Annotated in this window: 18 protein-coding genes; 2 read left to right on the forward strand and 16 right to left on the reverse strand. The window is 59.8% G+C overall.

All coding sequences use genetic code 11. From position 1 onward, the window contains the following. Window positions 1-2: 2 nt before the first annotated feature. A complete protein-coding gene (locus LRK71_RS14725; protein ID WP_232404585.1) occupies window positions 3-935 on the forward strand; it encodes a 4-hydroxyproline epimerase in 933 nt (310 codons plus the stop codon). A gap of 374 nt (window positions 936-1,309) precedes the next feature. After that, window positions 1,310-3,607 carry a methyl-accepting chemotaxis protein gene (locus LRK71_RS14730; protein WP_232404586.1) on the forward strand — a complete coding sequence of 766 codons (2,298 nt, stop codon included), beginning with the start codon at window positions 1,310-1,312 and terminating at the stop codon, window positions 3,605-3,607. A gap of 128 nt (window positions 3,608-3,735) precedes the next feature. Here LRK71_RS14730 and LRK71_RS14735 read toward each other — a convergent pair whose 3' ends face one another. The 16 genes from LRK71_RS14735 to LRK71_RS14805 all read right to left on the reverse strand — a co-directional run bounded on the left by LRK71_RS14735 (window position 3,736) and on the right by LRK71_RS14805 (window position 16,749). Further along, window positions 3,736-4,896 carry a M56 family metallopeptidase gene (locus tag LRK71_RS14735; protein WP_232404587.1) on the reverse strand — a complete coding sequence of 387 codons (1,161 nt, stop codon included), beginning with the start codon at window positions 4,894-4,896 and terminating at the stop codon, window positions 3,736-3,738. Then, window positions 4,886-5,281 (reverse strand): BlaI/MecI/CopY family transcriptional regulator, encoded by a 396-nt coding sequence (locus tag LRK71_RS14740; protein WP_232404588.1) that lies wholly within the window; start codon window positions 5,279-5,281, stop codon window positions 4,886-4,888. The genes LRK71_RS14735 and LRK71_RS14740 overlap by 11 nt, the downstream gene beginning before the upstream one ends. A 325-nt stretch (window positions 5,282-5,606) precedes the next feature. After that, on the reverse strand, window positions 5,607-5,885 hold the full coding sequence (locus LRK71_RS14745) for a DUF2160 domain-containing protein (RefSeq protein WP_232404589.1): 279 nt from the start codon (window positions 5,883-5,885) through the stop codon (window positions 5,607-5,609). Beyond that, window positions 5,885-6,682, reverse strand: a complete 798-nt coding sequence (locus LRK71_RS14750; RefSeq protein ID WP_232404590.1) for a carbohydrate ABC transporter permease — start codon at window positions 6,680-6,682, stop codon at window positions 5,885-5,887. Before LRK71_RS14750 ends, LRK71_RS14745 begins: the two co-directional genes overlap by 1 nt. Before the next feature lie 13 nt (window positions 6,683-6,695). Continuing rightward, on the reverse strand, window positions 6,696-7,559 hold the full coding sequence (locus LRK71_RS14755; protein ID WP_232404591.1) for a carbohydrate ABC transporter permease: 864 nt from the start codon (window positions 7,557-7,559) through the stop codon (window positions 6,696-6,698). After that, window positions 7,556-8,650 (reverse strand): ABC transporter ATP-binding protein, encoded by a 1,095-nt coding sequence (locus tag LRK71_RS14760; protein WP_232404592.1) that lies wholly within the window; start codon window positions 8,648-8,650, stop codon window positions 7,556-7,558. Before LRK71_RS14760 ends, LRK71_RS14755 begins: the two co-directional genes overlap by 4 nt. 9 nt (window positions 8,651-8,659) lie before the next feature. Further along, window positions 8,660-9,751: an ABC transporter ATP-binding protein gene (locus tag LRK71_RS14765; RefSeq protein WP_232404593.1), complete on the reverse strand. Its 1,092-nt coding sequence runs from the start codon at window positions 9,749-9,751 to the stop codon at window positions 8,660-8,662. 180 nt (window positions 9,752-9,931) lie between these two features. Continuing rightward, window positions 9,932-11,665, reverse strand: a complete 1,734-nt coding sequence (locus LRK71_RS14770) for an ABC transporter substrate-binding protein (protein WP_232404594.1) — start codon at window positions 11,663-11,665, stop codon at window positions 9,932-9,934. 305 nt (window positions 11,666-11,970) lie between these two features. Further along, window positions 11,971-12,600, reverse strand: coding sequence for a hypothetical protein (locus LRK71_RS14775; RefSeq protein WP_232404595.1), 630 nt, complete (start codon window positions 12,598-12,600; stop codon window positions 11,971-11,973). 81 nt (window positions 12,601-12,681) lie between these two features. After that, window positions 12,682-13,245, reverse strand: a complete 564-nt coding sequence (locus tag LRK71_RS14780; RefSeq protein WP_232404596.1) for a formyltransferase family protein — start codon at window positions 13,243-13,245, stop codon at window positions 12,682-12,684. Beyond that, a complete protein-coding gene (locus tag LRK71_RS14785; RefSeq protein ID WP_232404597.1) occupies window positions 13,232-14,308 on the reverse strand; it encodes a GNAT family N-acetyltransferase in 1,077 nt (358 codons plus the stop codon). Before LRK71_RS14785 ends, LRK71_RS14780 begins: the two co-directional genes overlap by 14 nt. After that, entirely contained in the window at window positions 14,305-14,487 is a 183-nt protein-coding gene (locus LRK71_RS14790; RefSeq protein ID WP_232404598.1) for a hypothetical protein, read from the reverse strand. The genes LRK71_RS14785 and LRK71_RS14790 overlap by 4 nt, the downstream gene beginning before the upstream one ends. Then, window positions 14,411-14,668, reverse strand: a complete 258-nt coding sequence (locus LRK71_RS20565; RefSeq protein WP_408636012.1) for a Com family DNA-binding transcriptional regulator — start codon at window positions 14,666-14,668, stop codon at window positions 14,411-14,413. The genes LRK71_RS14790 and LRK71_RS20565 overlap by 77 nt, the downstream gene beginning before the upstream one ends. Window positions 14,669-14,872: 204 nt before the next feature. Continuing rightward, on the reverse strand, window positions 14,873-15,238 hold the full coding sequence (locus LRK71_RS14795) for a GNAT family N-acetyltransferase (protein ID WP_232404599.1): 366 nt from the start codon (window positions 15,236-15,238) through the stop codon (window positions 14,873-14,875). Further along, window positions 15,171-15,926, reverse strand: coding sequence for a phage portal protein family protein (locus tag LRK71_RS14800; protein WP_232404600.1), 756 nt, complete (start codon window positions 15,924-15,926; stop codon window positions 15,171-15,173). Before LRK71_RS14800 ends, LRK71_RS14795 begins: the two co-directional genes overlap by 68 nt. 160 nt (window positions 15,927-16,086) lie before the next feature. Next, window positions 16,087-16,749 carry a hypothetical protein gene (locus LRK71_RS14805; protein WP_232404601.1) on the reverse strand — a complete coding sequence of 221 codons (663 nt, stop codon included), beginning with the start codon at window positions 16,747-16,749 and terminating at the stop codon, window positions 16,087-16,089. Window positions 16,750-16,764: the final 15 nt, after the last annotated feature.

Genomic DNA, 16,764 nt, shown 5'->3' on the forward strand with positions numbered 1-16,764 from the left:
CCATGCGGGTCATTGACAGCCACACTGGTGGAGAGCCAACACGCCTGATCCTGACCGGTGGGCCAGACCTTGGCACTGGCCCCCTGGCAGAGCGGGCGGCGCAACTGGCAGCCTGTCATGCGGATTTCTGTGCTGCGGTCTTGGCAGAGCCGCGCGGGCATGATGCCATGGTGGGCGCGCTGCTCTTGCCGCCAGAGGATCCGGCCTGTGTGGCTGCGGTGATCTATTTCAACCTGGCTGGCCCTTTGGGCATGTGCGGCCATGCAACCATTGGCTTGCTTGTCAGCCTGTATCATCTGGGGCGTATCGGGCTGGGGCAGCATAAGATTGAAACCCCGGTTGGGGTGATCCTGGCAGAGCTGATCTCGCCCAACCGGGCGGTGGTGCAAAATGTGGCCAGCTATCGCCATGCCAAGGATATCCACGTTGATGTGCCAGGTCAGGGCAGGGTGACTGGCGATGTCGCCTGGGGCGGCAATTGGTTCTTTTTGACTGCCGATTGTCCGGCCCCCCTGCAGCCCGCACAGGTGGGGCGATTGACCGGGGCGGCGCTTGCCATTCGTGCTGCGCTGGACCGTGCCGGGGTAACTGGCGCGCAGGGGGCGCGGATTGACCATGTGGAATTCTGTGGTGCTGCCCTGTCGCCCCAGGCTCATGGGCGTAACTTTGTGCTATGCCCTAGTGGGGCTTATGATCGTTCGCCCTGCGGTACGGGAAGTTCCGCCAAACTGGCCTGCCTGGCTGCAGATGACCTGCTGGCGCCCGATACGCCCTGGGTGCAGGAAAGCGTCATAGGCAGTTGCTACACCCTGCACTATCATCTTGATGGGGCAGGGCAGGTGATCCCCTCCATCGCGGGTGACGCCTATGTCACGGCAGAGGTCCGTTTGATTTTTGCCACGCAAGACCCCTATCGCAGTGGGATTCCGGCATAAGCAAGTCGGCACAAAGCCTGCTCCGGCTGAACCGGGCAGCAATATCGCTGGTATCGGTTCATTGGCATCAGTGCGGCCCTGCGCCTGCAAAGCCTTGGCAAGTACTGCTTTGATTGCTGGATCCAAAGGGCCCACTGTCGATCCCGCCGCGCTATGTTCTGCAGTCTGCGCCCTGGGGGCTTTGATCTGTTCCAGTCGGGGCAAAACCCGGCGAGGCCCAGGGTGGATCTGTGCGTTTTGCGCGCGAAAGGGCCGCGATCAATCTTTTGTAAGGCTTTCTGAGGCACCATCCAGGGTGCCCATCTTATATGTGGCAAGGCCAGTAGTGCTGGCGAACTAAGGGCAAGACGGCCAACCCCGATAAGGACCCGGTGATGATTAAGATACAAAAACTACCACTTACGGCAAAATTGCCGATGATCATGGTGGCGCTGACAGCGACCTTTCTCGTTACTGTTGCCTTTCTGGTCTATTCGATGGCCGAGAAGAGTATTCGTAAGAATATCTATACGGCGCATGAGATCGAGGCCAAGGCCGGCGCGCAGGCGCTGGATTTCCTGATCTCTTCGGCCCATTCCAACTTGGCGAGCCAAGCGGCCCAGCCAACGGTTTTCCGCGCAGTCAGCAATTTCACCCGTGTGATCGGCATGATCGAAGAGCCGGACCCGATTGCCTATCTCAAGCGGGTCTACGGCAGTGACAACCCTAATCCGGTTGATCAACGGGCGCAGCTTGTCGATCCGGGTGATGGATCCTATTACAGCCAGTCGCATGCCAGCTATCACCCGACCTTTCAGCGCACGGTTGACCTGAACGGCTATGAAGATCTCTATCTTTTTGATGAGGCGGGGCTACTGATCTATTCGGTCAACAAGCTGGATGACTATGCCAATAGCTTTGCCACTGGGGAATTGGCCGAAACCGGGTTGGGGCAGCTGTTTGCCGAGGCCCTGGTCGCCGAGCCGGGCCAAGTGGTGAATTCCGACTTTACCCTCTACGGGCCGGGCGGCGATGTGCCCTCTGCATTTCTGGCGACCCCGGTGGTGAACAAGCGGCAAAAGACTGTTGGCGTGATCGCCGTTCGTCTGGGCAGTGCTGGAGTGGTTCAGGCCTTGACCAAAAATCTGGAAGATCAGGGGCATCAGAACATTTATTTGGTCAGCCCGGATGGGCTGGCGCGCAGCCCTTCATCGCTGGGGGATCAGTTCGGCGTGTTGGATGCATTGCCGGATCTGCCGCAAACCCAGGCGGCCCGTACCAGAGAGACGGCACGCTTTGATGGGGTTCCGGCCATGGCGGGGGGCACAGCAACCGCCCTGGTGATGCCGCTTGACCTGCCAGGCTTTACCTGGTCGCTGGTTCTGGAAACCGACGAGGCAACCGCCTTTGCAGAGCTGAACCAAATTCGCCTGATTGCCATGGCGGTGATTGGCGGCTCTGTGTTGATTGCGATTGTCGTGTCCTTTGTTGCGGCACGCCGTGTGACAACGCCCATTCTGGCCCTGCGCCAGGCGACGAATGCCCTGGCCGAGGATGACTATCACATTGACATTACCGGAAAATCGCGCGGCGATGAGCTGGGCGATCTGGCCCGCAGCCTGGACAGTTTCCGCGATAAGCTGAAGCAGGCGGACGAGGCCGCCGCCCGCGAGGTACAGACCGCCCGGCAAACTGCTGCTGTGGTCGAAGAAATGAGCCGAGCGCTATCGCAGCTTCAGGCCGGCAATCTTGCCTGCGATATTCGCACCCCCTTTGCGGATAGCTATGAAACGCTGCGCGAGAACTTCAACCATAGCTTGGTCAACCTGCGCGTTTCCATGGGCGAAGTTGTCGGCGCCTCTGAGAATGTTGGCAGGTTCTCGCAAGAGCAAAGTGCCGCAGCAGATGAAATGGCGCATCGCACCGAAAGCCAGGCCTCTACGCTGGAACAAACAGCCACGGCGCTGCGTGATCTGACCGCCAATATCCGCACCACCGCAGAGCAGGCTGCGCAGATGGACACGGCCATGGGCCGAACCCGGTCCGAGGCTGAAGGCAGCACCGAGGTTGTGACGGCAGCGGTAGGGGCAATGGATCAGATCCAGCAGACCTCTAGCGAGATTTCCAAAATCATCAACATGATCGACGATATCGCCTTTCAGACCAACCTGTTGGCGCTGAATGCCGGGGTTGAGGCCGCGCGCGCGGGCGCTTCCGGGGCAGGGTTTGCTGTGGTGGCCTCTGAGGTGCGCGCCCTGGCGCTGCGGACCTCAACGGCGGCTGGGGAAATCCAGCAGCTGACCTCGGCCAGCGAGGCCCATGTGGCCAATGGCGTCGATATGGTGGGTCAGGCCGGAGAGGCCTTGTCGGGGATCATTGGCAAGGTGGGCGAGGTTTCCGGTCTGGTGAGCGAGATCGCCGATGGGGTGCGCAAACAATCCAAGGGTCTGGAGGATATCAATGGTTCGATGGAGACCATGGATGGGGTCACCCAGCAGAACGCCGCCATGGCGGAAGAGGCCTCTGCATCTAGCCAGTTGTTGCAACAAGAAGCGACCAGCCTGTCCAGCATCGTCGGCCGTTTTGATCTGGGGCAGGGCGGCCTGTCAGTAGATGACACAGGGGCGCAGGCCGCTGGCTGGCAAGATCCCACAGATTGGGAGGATGCAGCGGATCAGCAGCAATCAGCCTAGATGCTCGCCAAGACCACTGCAAACGGCAAGGGGCGCAAACAGGAGTCGGAGACCAAACAATGGGCGGGCAGGGCCGATGGCGCTCCCTTTGTCTGTATCAGAAAAGGTGGCGACCGAGAGAGGCCGCGTCAGGGAGAGGCGGTAGGCATGAAGCTGCGCTGCAAGATCGCCGTGGCCGAGGGCGTGCCGTCAGCGCGTGGCGCAGTGGTGCGCGAGGCCATGCGCTCTAGGTTGACGATGGTCGAGAGCATCAACCGGTCATGGCTCCAGTCGCCGGGGCGCTGTATCAGCATGGCGGTGGCCAGCACCGCAGTGATCATCATGCCCGAGACCAGCGCCCAGCCAAGGCCCGCTTCGCCATGTGGGGCGTTGGTGGTGACCGCTATGATCCGCTGCTGCAGGGTGGAACTGCGCCGGGTTTCGCGGCGATCCACAAGGGCCACAGCAGGGCTGCGGCGGGTAAAGAAGACCCGCTCCCTTGCAGCCTCGGCGCAGGCACGGATCAGGCATTCGCAATAGGCGCGCAGATCCAGACCTGGCCGCGCCATCAGCGCCTGATCACAGGCAAATTCACGCAGATGGCGCACTTCACGACGCCAGAGGAAAAAAGCAGGATTCCAAAACAGCGCCGGGCGAAGCAGTTCCAGCAGGAACTCGCATTCGATGTCGCGCTGGCGGAAATGCTGTAGCTCATGCGCCAGGGTCAGCTTGAGATCCTGCGGCGCGGTCAGCAGGGTAGAGGGCAGCACCACGTAGCGGTTGATCAGCCCACGGGTGGAATAGGCCACCGGGGTCTCATCCGAGACCAGGATCCGGGTTTTGCCAATGCTTTTCCACAGGAATGCCCGGTCCAGGGCGCGGCGCAGACGCATCACCGAGATGACCACATGGATGGCGCAGACCAGCCCGCCCATGGCAAGTGCGGCGGCAACCAGCCGGGTCCAGAGCAATTGTTGGCTGGTCAACACCCGCACAGTGTCCTCACGCAGGCCCAGCAGGCTCTCGAAGCTGGCGGCGCTCATGCTGACGTTGCCTTGCAAAAACTGCGAGACCAGCAGATCGGAGATATTGGGGGGATGGGCCATTACCAGCCGGGTGAAGGCAAACATCAATAGCGGCGACAGCGCCAGCAGCAGCGTCAGCGCATTCATCAGCCGCAGCTGCGCCTGAAAGGCATGCGCCAGCCTGGTAAGGGACAAGAGTTTTCGCGCTGAAAGCCAAAGCAGGGTACCCGCAAGCACCAGAAGATTCAGATCCAGATATCCATTGATCAGCGCGTCAGTTTCCATTGTCCCCCAACCTTTCGTTCAGCAGCGCCCGCATCTCAACGAGCATGTCGTCGGTAACTTCCTCATCATCAACAAGGCGGGCGACCAGAGCCGCAGGCGCGCCGTTGAACAGCTTGCTCGAAAGGTTTTTCAGAGAGGTTTTTTGATACTCTGCTTTGGGAATGGCGGGGCGATAGATCAGCGAGCGGTCTGCCCTCTCGCTGGTCAGAAAACCCTTTTGTTCCATGATCTTCAATACGGTCGCCACCGAGGTATAGGCGCGTTCCTGGGCCGTGTTCAGCACCGCCAGGATATCGCGCACAGTGCCGCCGCCCGTGGCCCAGACGACAGTCATGAATTCTAGCTCAACCTCGGTCAGCAGCGAATGGTCCTGTTTCTTTCGCATATGGTCTGGTGTCCGGTCCATTTTTGGTCTTTGCGTGATGATAGGCGATGGCGGTGTTTATTGAAAACTATTTCTTTAGCAGCTGGCTGGTTCAGCGCCGAGGGATGTCAAATTGTGCGCTTCCGCGCGCTTTATCCTGTTTGTGGAGAACTGTCGTTTCCAAACCGGAAGAGGCGTTCAGGGATATCATGGTCAATCTGCTGAGAGGGTCTGAACGGGCAGGTGTGCCGTTCAGACCCTTTGCAATTATCTGAAGGGGGCGCGTCAAGGGCAAGCCGCTGACGCGGGGCCTTTGGCCCCCTTGACCCGCCGGTTACGGCAGTGATCAGACCTTTTTGAAGGTGAAAATCCCCCAGGCAATCGAGAGGCCCAGCGGCCACCAGAGTGGCATGCCCACCAGTCCCAGCCAGGCCAGAAAGATATAGCTGGTGCCCAAAAGGGTGATGAAAAGCCGATCGCCTCGGGTGGTGGTGAGACCCAGCACACCTTTGCGTGTATCCCCGCCGGGGGTGCGGATTTCCAGCAGGACAAGCACGCCAATGGCAGAGAAAATACCGATAAAGACCAAGGCTGTCGGCCAGGTCCAGGCCATCCAAGAAAGCATTATACCCTCCCCATCGCAAAACCTTTTGCGATATAGTTGCGGACGAACCAGATGACGATGGCGCCCGGAATGATTGTCAATGTGCCCGCCGCCGCCAAGAGGCCCAATTCGTAGCCGGCACTTGATGCGGTTTTGGTCATGGTCGCGGCGATGGGTTTTGCCGCCACGGCTGTCAGGGTTTTGGCCAAGAGCAGTTCAACCCAGGAGAACATGAAGCAGAAGAAGGCGGCAACGCCGACGCCTGCCTTGATCGAGGGAATGAAGATGGTGCCAAAGAAGCGGGGAAAGGAATAGCCGTCCACATAGGCGGTTTCGTCCAGCTCCTTGGGGATGCCGCCCATGAAGCCTTCGAGGATCCAGACTGCGAGCGGGATGTTGAACAGGCAATGCGCCAGGGCCACCGCGAGGTGCGTGTCAAAGATCCCCACAGCGGAATAGAGCTGAAAGAAGGGCAGGGCAAAGACCGCTGCGGGGGCCATCCGGTTGGTCAGCAGCCAGAAGAACAGCTGCTTGTCGCCTAGAAAGCGGTAGCGCGAAAACGCATAGGCCGCAGGCAGGGCCACGGCGACCGAGATCACCGTGTTGATGCTGACGTAGAGGATCGAGTTGATATAGCCCCAGTACCAGGTCGGATCGGTGAAGATGGTGACATAGTTCTCCAGGGTGAAGGTTTGCGGGAACAGCGAGAAGCCCGAGAGGATTTCATTTGTTGTCTTGAAGCTCATCGCGACCAACCAGTAGATCGGCAGCATCAGGAAGAGGATATAGACAATCGGGATAATGGATCGTTTTTGCATCTGTCGATCCTCCTTAATTCAGGTCGTCTTTGGTCATCAGCGTGTAGAACAGCCAAGAGACCAGAAGCGTGATTGCGAAATAGATGAGCGACATGGCGGCGGCGGGGCCAAGGTCAAACTGGCCCAGGGCGATTTTCACCAGATCAATCGACAACAGCGTGGTGGAGTTGCCAGGGCCACCACCGGTGAGCACAAATGGCTCGGTGTAGATGTTGAAACTGTCCATAAAGCGCAACAGGATGGCGATGGTGAGGACGGTTTTCATCTTGGGCAGCTGGATGAACCGGAACACTGCCCAGTTGGAGGCTCCGTCGATCTTGGCCGCCTGATAATAGGCATCCGGGATCGACACCAGGCCTGCATAGGCCAAGAGCACCACCAGCGAGGTCCAGTGCCAGACATCCATGGTGACGATGGTCACCCAGGCCGCCAGGGGGTTCTGGGTCATGTCATAAGAAATGCCTAGCACGTGATTGAGGAAATACCCCAAGAGGCCAATGTCCGGCAGGGTAAAGATATTCCACATCGCGCCAACTACATTCCAGGGGATCAGCATCGGCAGCGCCATGGTAACCAGACAGACCGGCACCCAAAACCCTTTGCGCGGCATCGACAGGGCGATGATAATGCCCAGCGGCACCTCGATGATCAGGATCAGAAAGGTGAACAGGAACTGACGCCCCAGCGCCGCATGAAAGCGGTCAGAGCGCAGGATCTGTTCGAACCAGTCGAGGCCCTGCCAGAAAAAGACATTGTCGCCAAAGGTTTCCTGTACTGAGTAGTTTACCACCGTCATCATCGGGATCAGCGCGTTGAAGGCGACCAACACCAGAACGGGCAGCACAAAGAACCAGGCTTTTTGGTTTTCGGTTTTCATCGCACCGTCTCCGCTGCAGTTTCGGGGGTACTGGCCAACCAGCCCTCTACGTAGAGCCGGGTTTGATCCCGGCGAAAATCAAGATGTACGGCAGCACCCTTTTCAGGCCCCGCTCCCTCGACGATTGCATTGATACGGGTGCCGTTGGCACTGCATTCCACCACGGTGTGGCGTCCGACATCAGAGACCTTGGTAACGGTTGCAGGCAGGCCGCTGTTGGCGAGGCTGACAAATTCGGGGCGGATGCCCACTTCGGTCTTGCCCTCGGGTTGACCAGGAATTGGGCCTTCAAGGGCAATGGCCTGATCCCCAAACAGGGCGGTGCCGGACTGCAGGCTGCAGGGCAGGATATTCATGCCCGGTGAGCCGATGAAATGGCCGACAAAAGTATGAGCCGGGCGTTCAAACAGTTCAACCGGCGTGCCGATCTGCACCACTTCGCCGTCTTGCATCACCACCACCTGATCGGCAAAGGTGAGCGCCTCGGTCTGGTCGTGGGTCACATAGATCATCGTGGCCTGCACGCGCTGATGCAGTTCTTTCAGCTTTGAGCGCAGCTTCCATTTCAGATGCGGGTCGATCACCGTCAGCGGCTCGTCAAACATTACCACATTGACGTCTTCGCGCACCAATCCGCGCCCCATCGAGATCTTTTGCTTGTTGTCGGGCGAAAGACCTGCGGCCTTCTGACCCAACATTCCAGTGACTTCGAGCATCTCGGCAATGGCCATCACCCGGTCGCGCACAGTGTCCTCATCACGGCCACGGTTGCGCAGGGGAAAGGCGAGGTTGTCGTAGACCGTCATGGTGTCGTAGATCACCGGGAACTGGAACACTTGGGCAATGTTGCGCTGATCTGGCGGCAGGCCGGTGACATCTTTTCCGTCAAACAGGATCTGGCCCTCCGAGGGCACCAGCAGCCCCGAAATGATGTTGAGCAGGGTGGATTTGCCACAGCCCGAGGGGCCAAGCAGCGCATAGGCTCCGCCGTCGCTCCAGTCCAGATCAATCTCCTTCAGCGCATAGTCTGACGGGGATTGGGGGGCGGGCATATAGCTGTGTCGCAGCTTTGAGAGTGTAATTTTTGCCATTCTTGAGCCTCAGGCTGCGCGGGAGCCATCGGGTGCAAAGAAGTAGCACGCCGAAGGGTCCATATAGAAATCATGCATTTCGCCAATCTTGTAGGGGTGAACCCCCGCCGAGAGGGATACCCAGTTGGCCTGGGCTTCGCCGCCTGCGGTGCCGCCAAGGCCAAGATCGAAATGCGCAGAACTTTCCGAGCCTGACAGCTCGGTCACCTGTACCCGGCCATCAAGGCGCACAGAGGCCTTTTCGCTGGCGCTGGGTAGGACGTGATAGGGCCGGATGGCGATGGAATAGCTGCCATCGCGCAGACCCGCAGCAGCGCCGTCCAGTTGCCACTGCACATCGGGGCCCAAACGGGCGGTGGTGCCTTCTTTGGTCACCGTTGCGGTATTGATCGGCGGGTCCGAAAACACCCGCGCCGCATCCAGATTGCCGGGGTCGCGGTAGATTTTAGCAGTTGTGCCAAATTGGCTGACGCGCCCGTCGCGCATCAAGGCGGTGCGCCCGCCCAACAGCAGTGCCTCTTCCGGTTCCGAGGTGGCATAGACCACCACGGCACCGCGCCCGGCAAAAAGCTCGGGCAGCTGGTCGCGCAGCTCTTCGCGCAGTTTGTAGTCAAGGTTGGCCAGCGGTTCATCCAGGAAAACCGCTCGGCTTTCCTTGGCGATGGCGCGGGCCAGGGCGCAGCGCTGCTGCTGGCCACCGGATAATTCATGCGGGCGGCGGTGCAGCATCGGTTTGAGCTGCAGGATCGCGGCGGCCTCGGCCACCCGATCTTCGATCTCGGATTTTGCCATTCCAGCCACTTTCAGTGGCGACGCGATGTTCTCGTAGACCGTCATATGCGGGTAATTGATGAAAAACTGGTGCACCAGACTGATGTTGCGCTTCTGCGTGCTAAGCCGGGAGATATCCTCTCCCTCCATCAGCACCTGTCCGCTGGCCATCGGGTCCAGCCCGGCCATCAGTTTGATCAATGAGGTCTTGCCCGACCCGGTGGCGCCCAAAAGGACGTTGAAGTGACCCGGCTCAAGCACCAGCGAGGTGTCCTTGATATGCTCAATCGCGCCGACGCGCTTGGTCACGTTTCTTAGTTCAAGTGCCATCGTTATTTGACTTTCCGGCAGCTGCGACCGCACCGCTTGCCCCTTGATCAGGGCCGGCGTGGGGCAGGTCTCTGTGTCCGCATAAGGGGAGAAAGAACCCCGAAACTTTGCCAAGGCAAGGCTCCGGGGCAGGTATCGGGCCAGATACCGAAGGGGATCCGGCCCGACGGGGAGGAGCCGTTACTGCGAGGCCCAGCGGGCGACCAGATCGTCATAGTTGACGGTCTGACCTGCAGGTTTTTCGTTCTCCAGCGGTGGCTTGGCGCCGCCATTGGCATACCACCATTCGGCGTCTTTTTCCTCGTTCAGACGTGGGCCGCAGCCGCCGTAGATTTCTGCCTGCTCATCTGCACGCTGCATCCGGGCCATGGTGATGTCCATTTCCTGGGCGAGACGGTTCATGGCTTCCTGTGGGGTAAAGGCACCGGAGTTCACGTCACCAATCTGTTGCCACCAGATCTGGGCCAGCTTTGGATAGTCGGGCACGTTCACACCAGTTGGCGACCAGGCCACACGATCTGGCGAACGGTAGAATTCTACCAGCCCACCCAGGTTTTCAGCCCGCTCCGAGAAGCTCTCGTGGTTGACCGAGCTGTCACGAATGAAGGTCAGACCCACATGGGACTTCTTCACGTCGACAGTTTTGGACACAACAAACTGAGCATAAAGCCAGGCTGCCTGCGAACGCTCCAGCGGGGTCGACTTGAGGAAGGTCCAGGAGCCAACATCCTGATAGCCAACCTTCTGGCCTTCTTCCCAGTAGGGGCCATGTGGGCTCGGCGCCATCCGCCACAGCGGCTTGCCAGCTTCGTCGACGGTGTTGTTGCCTTCGGACTGCGGCTTTACCATATCGGCGGTAAAGGCGGTGTACCAAAAGATCTGCTGGGCAACATTGCCCTGCGCCAAGGCTGGCAGCGACTGATAAAAGTCATAAGACGCCGCACCGGGAGGTGCGTATTTGCGCAGCCATTCGTCCCATTTGCGGATCGCATAAACCGCTGCCGGACCGTTTGCAGCACCGCCACGGGTGACAGATGCGCCAACCGGGTTACAGGTGCCGGCTTCCATGCGGATGCCCCATTCGTCGATTGGTACGCCGTTTGGTTCACCTTTGGAACCCGCGCCTGCCATGGACAGCCAGGCATCCGTCATTCGCCAGCCAAGATCAGGCGCACGTTTGCCGTAATCCATATGACCATAGATCGCTGTGCCGTCGATTTCTTTCACGTCTTCGCTAAAGAATTCGGCGATGTCCTCATAGGCAGACCAGTTGACTGGAACGCCCAGGTCATAGCCATATTTTGCCTTGAAGGCCTCTTGCAGGTCGGCGCGGTCAAACCAGTCTTTGCGAAACCAGTAGAGGTTGGCAAATTGCTGGTCAGGCAGCTGATACAGATCACCATCGGGACCGGTGGTGAACTGGGTGCCCATGAAATCGTCAAGGTCTAGGCCGGGGTTGGTCACTGACTTGAAATCACCCGCCATCATATCCGTCAGGTTATGGGCCAGCTGCAGTCGCGAGTGGGTGCCGATCAGATCCGAGTCATTGACATAGGCATCATACAGATTACGCTGTGTCTGCATCTGGGTCTGAACCGCCTGCACCACTTCGCCTTCGCCGAGGATCTGGTGATTAACCTTGATCCCGGTGATTTCTTCAAAGGCTTTGGTCAGAACTTCCGACTCGTAAGAATGCGTCGGGATGCCCTCGGAGAGCACGTTGATCTCCATACCTTTGAAGGGCTCCGCGGCGGTCATGAACCACTGCATCTCGCTCATCTGTTCGTCTTTGGTCAGGACCGAGGGCTGAAACTCCTCATCGATCCATTTAAGTGCGGCTGCTTCATCGGCATAAACCGCCTGTCCCGCAGCCACGGCGCATACCGCTGCTGCGGACAAAAGATACCTGCGCATCTTTTCCCTCCCTAAAAGTCTGTAAGGCCAGCTACGTTCTTTCGCATCTGACTGCTATTTAGCTTTCATGTTGGCGACACAGTTGTCAAACTAATTTTTTAGTTTGTTTTATTGTGCTGAAATATAATGGTTTTTCCGAATGCACTATGGTGGAGTGCGGCTTTTCACACTTGGACATAGATATCTGCAGCAAACGGTTTTGGGCCGTCTAGAGGCCAAGCGCGGGGGCGTGGGGCCTCTAGGCGGCGTTTAAACCGGGGGCGTGTAAAGGGGCCTTAAACGGCCCCTTTATGCGTCTTGAACGGTCAGGTGCGCCTACAGGCGTTTTCCGTCTCGAAGCCATGCGCGATGGTCCGCGCGGTTGTGAGCCATTCATCTGTCGGCAGGGCGCGCGGTCTGGTGCAGATGCAAAGTGACCCGCCAAACGCGAAGTCAGATCGTCGGCACAGCAATGCCTCGTTCTGGCAAATCCTATCCTGGATGAACCACCCGTCAGGCAGCCCGTCCGTGATGATCCTGTCATTGAAGCGCGGCGCGGGCATGGAGCCTTCTGTTGTCTTGATGGGGCGAAGCAGTTCCCGTGAGTGATTTCTTTCTGTGCTGCGCCAAGCTGCGGGTGTGTCGGGAGTGCTGGATGCCGGTCTCTGGCCGTTGTAGGGGCAGTCGGGCCTGCCATCCGTGGCGCGGCGGTTGCGGGTGCCAGCCTTATGGGCAGTTGCGGTCCAGGCGGTAATGGCGTCAAAGAAAGTGCCGGCGCTTGCCTTGATGCCGTGCAATTCGGCGCGGTGGGTCAGGTTTTCGGGTTCCCACCAGTCCAGTGGATCACCGCTGGGCGGGGTCAGGCTGCCGCCGAGATCCTGAAACCGCAGAATTTTGCAACGGCCCTGTTTAGCGGTGATTTCCGCCGCGACTGCGGCCAGACTGTTTGGGGGCATGGCGCGCCCTCCCTTTTTAGGATTCTGTAAGCCCAGTTTAAAAACCGGGATTTCTAGAAAAACCCGCAAGTCGTTTTGCGCCTATGGGGGATGGGTAACCGCCCCCGCCCCTTGGACCAGCAGATCCGCCCCCAGCGGTGCCAAGGCCCGTTTCCAAAGCTGCAGGGCCGTTTCCCCCGGCAAGATCTGGATGCGCCCTTGGAGCCTCTGCCCGCCCGCGATAACCACCGGCCCACCGTCGACCTGATCGGTGAGCCAGTAGACCGTGCCCCCGGTCATGCGCTGGCCATCGGCCAGGCAATCGCGGATCGCGTGGCGGCCTGGGTAGTCGGGCAGCAGCGAGGGGTGATAGCCGATGGCCCCCAACCGGGCCAGGCGGATGAACCAGCTGGGCAGGATGCGGAAGGAATGGGCGGAGAGGATCAGATCGGGGCTCCAGGGCAGATCCGCACCGATAAGGGGCACGCGGCGGTCCTTGACTGTGTAGCGCAGGCCAAGGCAGTCAGCGGCGGCGATGGCTGTGCGTTCCCCCGGTTCGGTAATCAGGCAGGCCTCAAAGCCCGCTTCGGTGAGGCGCACCAACATCTCGGCGGCGAGCCAGGAACAGCCGATCACGGCAATGCGGCGGGGGCTATTCTTCGACATACCGAAACCCCTGCACAGCCCGGAAATGTCCCCCGAGTTTGCCGACTATTCCTTTCTTGCGTGTCGCCTTACACCACAGCACCGCCGAGGTTTGGTGCCACTGGGGCTGGTTGCGTAGCGCAGCAGCCAGTCCGGGGTGGGAGGTATGGAACAGCGTCGGCAGGGGCTTGTCGTAGCGGTTTACCCCACGCCGCCACAGCGCCGCCAGCTCATTGAGAAAGCGCAAGCCGAGACCCGCCCCTTGCCATTCCGGCATGATCACCAGGCGGCAGGCCCGCGCCTCGGTCAGACCGGGGCGCGGGCTGAAGGCGATATGCGCTACGGGCTGGCCATCGACAAAGCCGACATAGTAGTCGGCCGCCACCATGCGCGGCAGCTTCAGGTAGTGATGCGGCTCAAACAGGGGCCAGTAGGAACCATCGGTCTTGTGAATGTCCATTGTGAGGCTGGGGGCACGTCGAAGACGCCTCCATTTAAACTCGGCCGAGCGGGTGTCGATGACCCAATCCGGCTGCAACCAGGGCACCACATCTTCGTGGCAGGTGACCCCGACAAACTGGCCCGCCCCCCGGCGCCATCCCTTGGCAAAGGCGGCGGCCCCGATCTGGGCCACCCGTCGGTCGATGGTCGAAGTGAACTCATCCAGGACAGCCAATTTAGGGCGCTCGCACAGAAGCCGTGCCAGCCCGGCACGGAACTGTTCGCCATTGGACAGGCAATGGAAGGGGCGCAGCCAGCTTGGCACGGTGCCCAGCCCCACAGCGGCCAGGGTGGCGGTGACCTGATCCATCTCCGCCTCGGGCGCGATGGCGTCGATCAGGGCCGCGTCCTTGGGCCAGCGCGGGGCGCGGTCAAAGCGTTTGCCGAACAGGGCACGGGCGAGAGAGGTCTTGCCGGTGCCGGATGGGCCGACGATCAGCCCGACCTGCCAGGGCTGCGCGGCAAGATCCGCGTCAATGCTCAGGCGAAAGTCCGCGTCGCCTTCCACATTGAACATGCTGGACACGCGGGCGGCACGGTAGGTTGCAGGGATGGGGGCGGGGTGGTGGATTTCAACCTTCATGTGTTCACCACCTTGCAGCGGTGCCCCTGTGCCTTCAGCGCCTCAAAGAGCACGGCCTGGGCGGGTTCGTCCTCGGCCAAGACAATGATGCCGAACTGCGGTTTATAGCGGTTCCCCTTGGGTTTTCCGGGGGCGCCCTGGGGCAACGGCGGGAGATCGATTTGTTGGGATTTGGGCATTTTGGCCCTCCTGTCCTTTGCGCTCATCAGGCGGGCGCTTGGGGGAAGGGCTCGGGGGCCTCAAAACATTATGTGCCTTGCATCTTGGGCACTTGATTGCCAGCAGCCCGGAAAGGGCTTGAGGCTCGAATTTAAATAACAATTTGCGGCACTCGCCGCAACGCTGCTCTTGCAGGAACAAGGGGAATCACTCCATTGAGACCGCACCCTCGCGAGGGGTGGGGCGGCCATGAAGCTTATGCTGGTCGGCGGGGTCAGCGTTTTAATTATGGCCCCGTGTCGGGGGGCGTTGGCGCGCCCCTCGGCCCCCAATCACGGCGACCGGGTGCATCCCCTGATTAGCAATGGCCAAGGGGCCGGAAAAACCCGCAAGTTGTTTTGTGCTTCAGGCAGGCCCGACAGGTGAATAGCGCACCGGCAGGCCATTATAGACCAAGCCTTTGATCACTTTCGGCTTGTCGCTCATGCGTCCGGTGAAGTCCCAAATGGCATCTGTTGCCTGGCCATAAACCAGCAGGATATTTAGGCCGGATGCCCCGGCCAGCTCCTGCGCTTCGCGGGACAATGTGGCACCGATGCCCTCACCACGGCGGCTTTTGTGGACCCAGACCATGATAGGCGTGAAGGCCTTGGCGGCATCAAACGGGAGGTTTCCCGCTTCGGCCTGCTCTTTCACCCAGGGGTCATTGAGGGACGGAAAGACCATATAGCTGCCGATCAGACAGTTGCGCTCGTCCACCGCCAAAACCATCTGCGTGTCCAGATCGACCAGGCCGGGGTAGCGCGCAGCGCGCCCCAGTCCTTCTGCCATCCAATCCTGCATATTCAGAGCTGCAATGGCTTTTTGGCGCATCGCGGCGACGTGCCCCTTGATAAAGGTGGTCATAGTGATCGGTTGAGGCGCCAAGGTTCTGTGCCTCAACAAATTCTATCATCATGCTTTCGGGTACGATGGCGGCACAGTCGCCTGCGATATTGGCGACCGCCCGAAACAGCTTGGCGCGGTCTTCCTCTGATGTGCCCGGCCCGTATTTGCCAATTCGAAGCGGCTGGCCGTAGGTCTGGGTGAAAATAGCCCAGTCGCGCTGGGTGAAGGCCTTGAACATCCAGGACCAGGCTGCGGTGCGGGCAATGCCGCCGCGCAGGGGCAGGCCGGATTTGGCCTTGAGCCGGGCAAAGACGAATTTGAAGGCGGGCAGGGGTTGCGGCTGGTTGTTGTCGTCCAGCATCATCGGCGTGGCCAGATCATGCGTGGCAAAGCGGAACCAGCGCGGATCCCGCCATTCCAGCCGCTGTGGCTCCCACTGCCCCTCGGAGGCGTCCCAGATGATTTCGGTGAAGCTATAGCCCTTGCCCAGGGCATCCACCGCCAAAACCATCTGCGTGTCCAGATCGACCAGGCCGGGGTAGCGCGCAGCGCGCCCCAGTCCTTCTGCCATCCAATTGCATATTCAGAGCTGCAATGGCTTTTTGGCGCATCGCGGCGACGTGCCCCTTGATAAAGGTGGTCATGCGTAGGCCGCCAATCCTGTCTTGAGGGCGACCAGGGCGGAATCGATTTCAGAGGCGGTGGTAGCAGCCAAAACAGCGTCCTTCGCCTCAAGGCGCAGCGCCCCCACCGCCGCCGCCGATCAGGCTCAATTGAACCGTTTTCACCGAAGCAGCCAAATTCACTGTTTTGCTGGTGGTGGAAGTATAGGCTGTGGGCTGGGAGGCTAGGTCACGATAGAACTGTGCATTCTTGATTTGCAGGCCATACTGCGAGGTGCCGGAAATGCTCTCGGACAGCCCGCTCACAGTGTTGTAACGCGACATGGCGAAACCAAACCCGGTGGCGCCGCCAGGAACAACTGTTCGCCCCATATACAGGCCGTCTACATCGTGGAACGGCGTGATCTTATCCATGGAAAAACCAGCCGCCTGCGCGTCGATAGATAGAAGCTCGTCAACCTCAATCCGGGCAACCGACATTGTGCCTGCCGTGATGTTGTTGGCGCTCAACACATCAGCGGCTAGGTGATCAACCAACACAGACCCTTCCAGCAGAATGTTGTCTGCGGAAAGGCGAGCAAGGCTGGCCGCCCCCTCTGGCGCATCTGTGGCGACCAGCTCCAGTTCAGCACCGCTGGTTCCGGCTAAAGCCCGCAGGGAGTATGTCGCCGCCGCGTTGCCTTCCAAGTCCACCACGGCGGCGGATAGGGTGGCAATAGAGGCTGACTGCCCGTCTATTTCGGATTGCAGCTCACTGCGGGCAAGGTTCAACCTAGGCCTTCTGCA

This window comes from Pseudophaeobacter flagellatus, from assembly GCF_021228235.1.
In the GTDB taxonomy this organism is placed as follows: Bacteria; Pseudomonadota; Alphaproteobacteria; order Rhodobacterales; family Rhodobacteraceae; genus Pseudophaeobacter; species Pseudophaeobacter flagellatus.

What these genes read in the sequence shown, in the direction of transcription:
- LRK71_RS14725 (WP_232404585.1), top strand. Translation starts at nt 3, where the DNA reads ATGCGGGTCATTGACAGCCACACTGGTGGAGAGCCAACACGCCTGATC.
- LRK71_RS14730 (WP_232404586.1), top strand. Translation starts at nt 1,310, where the DNA reads ATGATTAAGATACAAAAACTACCACTTACGGCAAAATTGCCGATGATC.
- LRK71_RS14735 (WP_232404587.1), bottom strand. Translation starts at nt 4,896, where the DNA reads ATGGAAACTGACGCGCTGATCAATGGATATCTGGATCTGAATCTTCTG.
- LRK71_RS14740 (WP_232404588.1), bottom strand. Translation starts at nt 5,281, where the DNA reads ATGCGAAAGAAACAGGACCATTCGCTGCTGACCGAGGTTGAGCTAGAA.
- LRK71_RS14745 (WP_232404589.1), bottom strand. Translation starts at nt 5,885, where the DNA reads ATGCTTTCTTGGATGGCCTGGACCTGGCCGACAGCCTTGGTCTTTATC.
- LRK71_RS14750 (WP_232404590.1), bottom strand. Translation starts at nt 6,682, where the DNA reads ATGCAAAAACGATCCATTATCCCGATTGTCTATATCCTCTTCCTGATG.
- LRK71_RS14755 (WP_232404591.1), bottom strand. Translation starts at nt 7,559, where the DNA reads ATGAAAACCGAAAACCAAAAAGCCTGGTTCTTTGTGCTGCCCGTTCTG.
- LRK71_RS14760 (WP_232404592.1), bottom strand. Translation starts at nt 8,650, where the DNA reads ATGGCAAAAATTACACTCTCAAAGCTGCGACACAGCTATATGCCCGCC.
- LRK71_RS14765 (WP_232404593.1), bottom strand. Translation starts at nt 9,751, where the DNA reads ATGGCACTTGAACTAAGAAACGTGACCAAGCGCGTCGGCGCGATTGAG.
- LRK71_RS14770 (WP_232404594.1), bottom strand. Translation starts at nt 11,665, where the DNA reads ATGCGCAGGTATCTTTTGTCCGCAGCAGCGGTATGCGCCGTGGCTGCG.
- LRK71_RS14775 (WP_232404595.1), bottom strand. Translation starts at nt 12,600, where the DNA reads ATGCCCCCAAACAGTCTGGCCGCAGTCGCGGCGGAAATCACCGCTAAA.
- LRK71_RS14780 (WP_232404596.1), bottom strand. Translation starts at nt 13,245, where the DNA reads ATGTCGAAGAATAGCCCCCGCCGCATTGCCGTGATCGGCTGTTCCTGG.
- LRK71_RS14785 (WP_232404597.1), bottom strand. Translation starts at nt 14,308, where the DNA reads ATGAAGGTTGAAATCCACCACCCCGCCCCCATCCCTGCAACCTACCGT.
- LRK71_RS14790 (WP_232404598.1), bottom strand. Translation starts at nt 14,487, where the DNA reads ATGCCCAAATCCCAACAAATCGATCTCCCGCCGTTGCCCCAGGGCGCC.
- LRK71_RS14795 (WP_232404599.1), bottom strand. Translation starts at nt 15,238, where the DNA reads ATGGTTTTGGCGGTGGACGAGCGCAACTGTCTGATCGGCAGCTATATG.
- LRK71_RS14800 (WP_232404600.1), bottom strand. Translation starts at nt 15,926, where the DNA reads ATGGCAGAAGGACTGGGGCGCGCTGCGCGCTACCCCGGCCTGGTCGAT.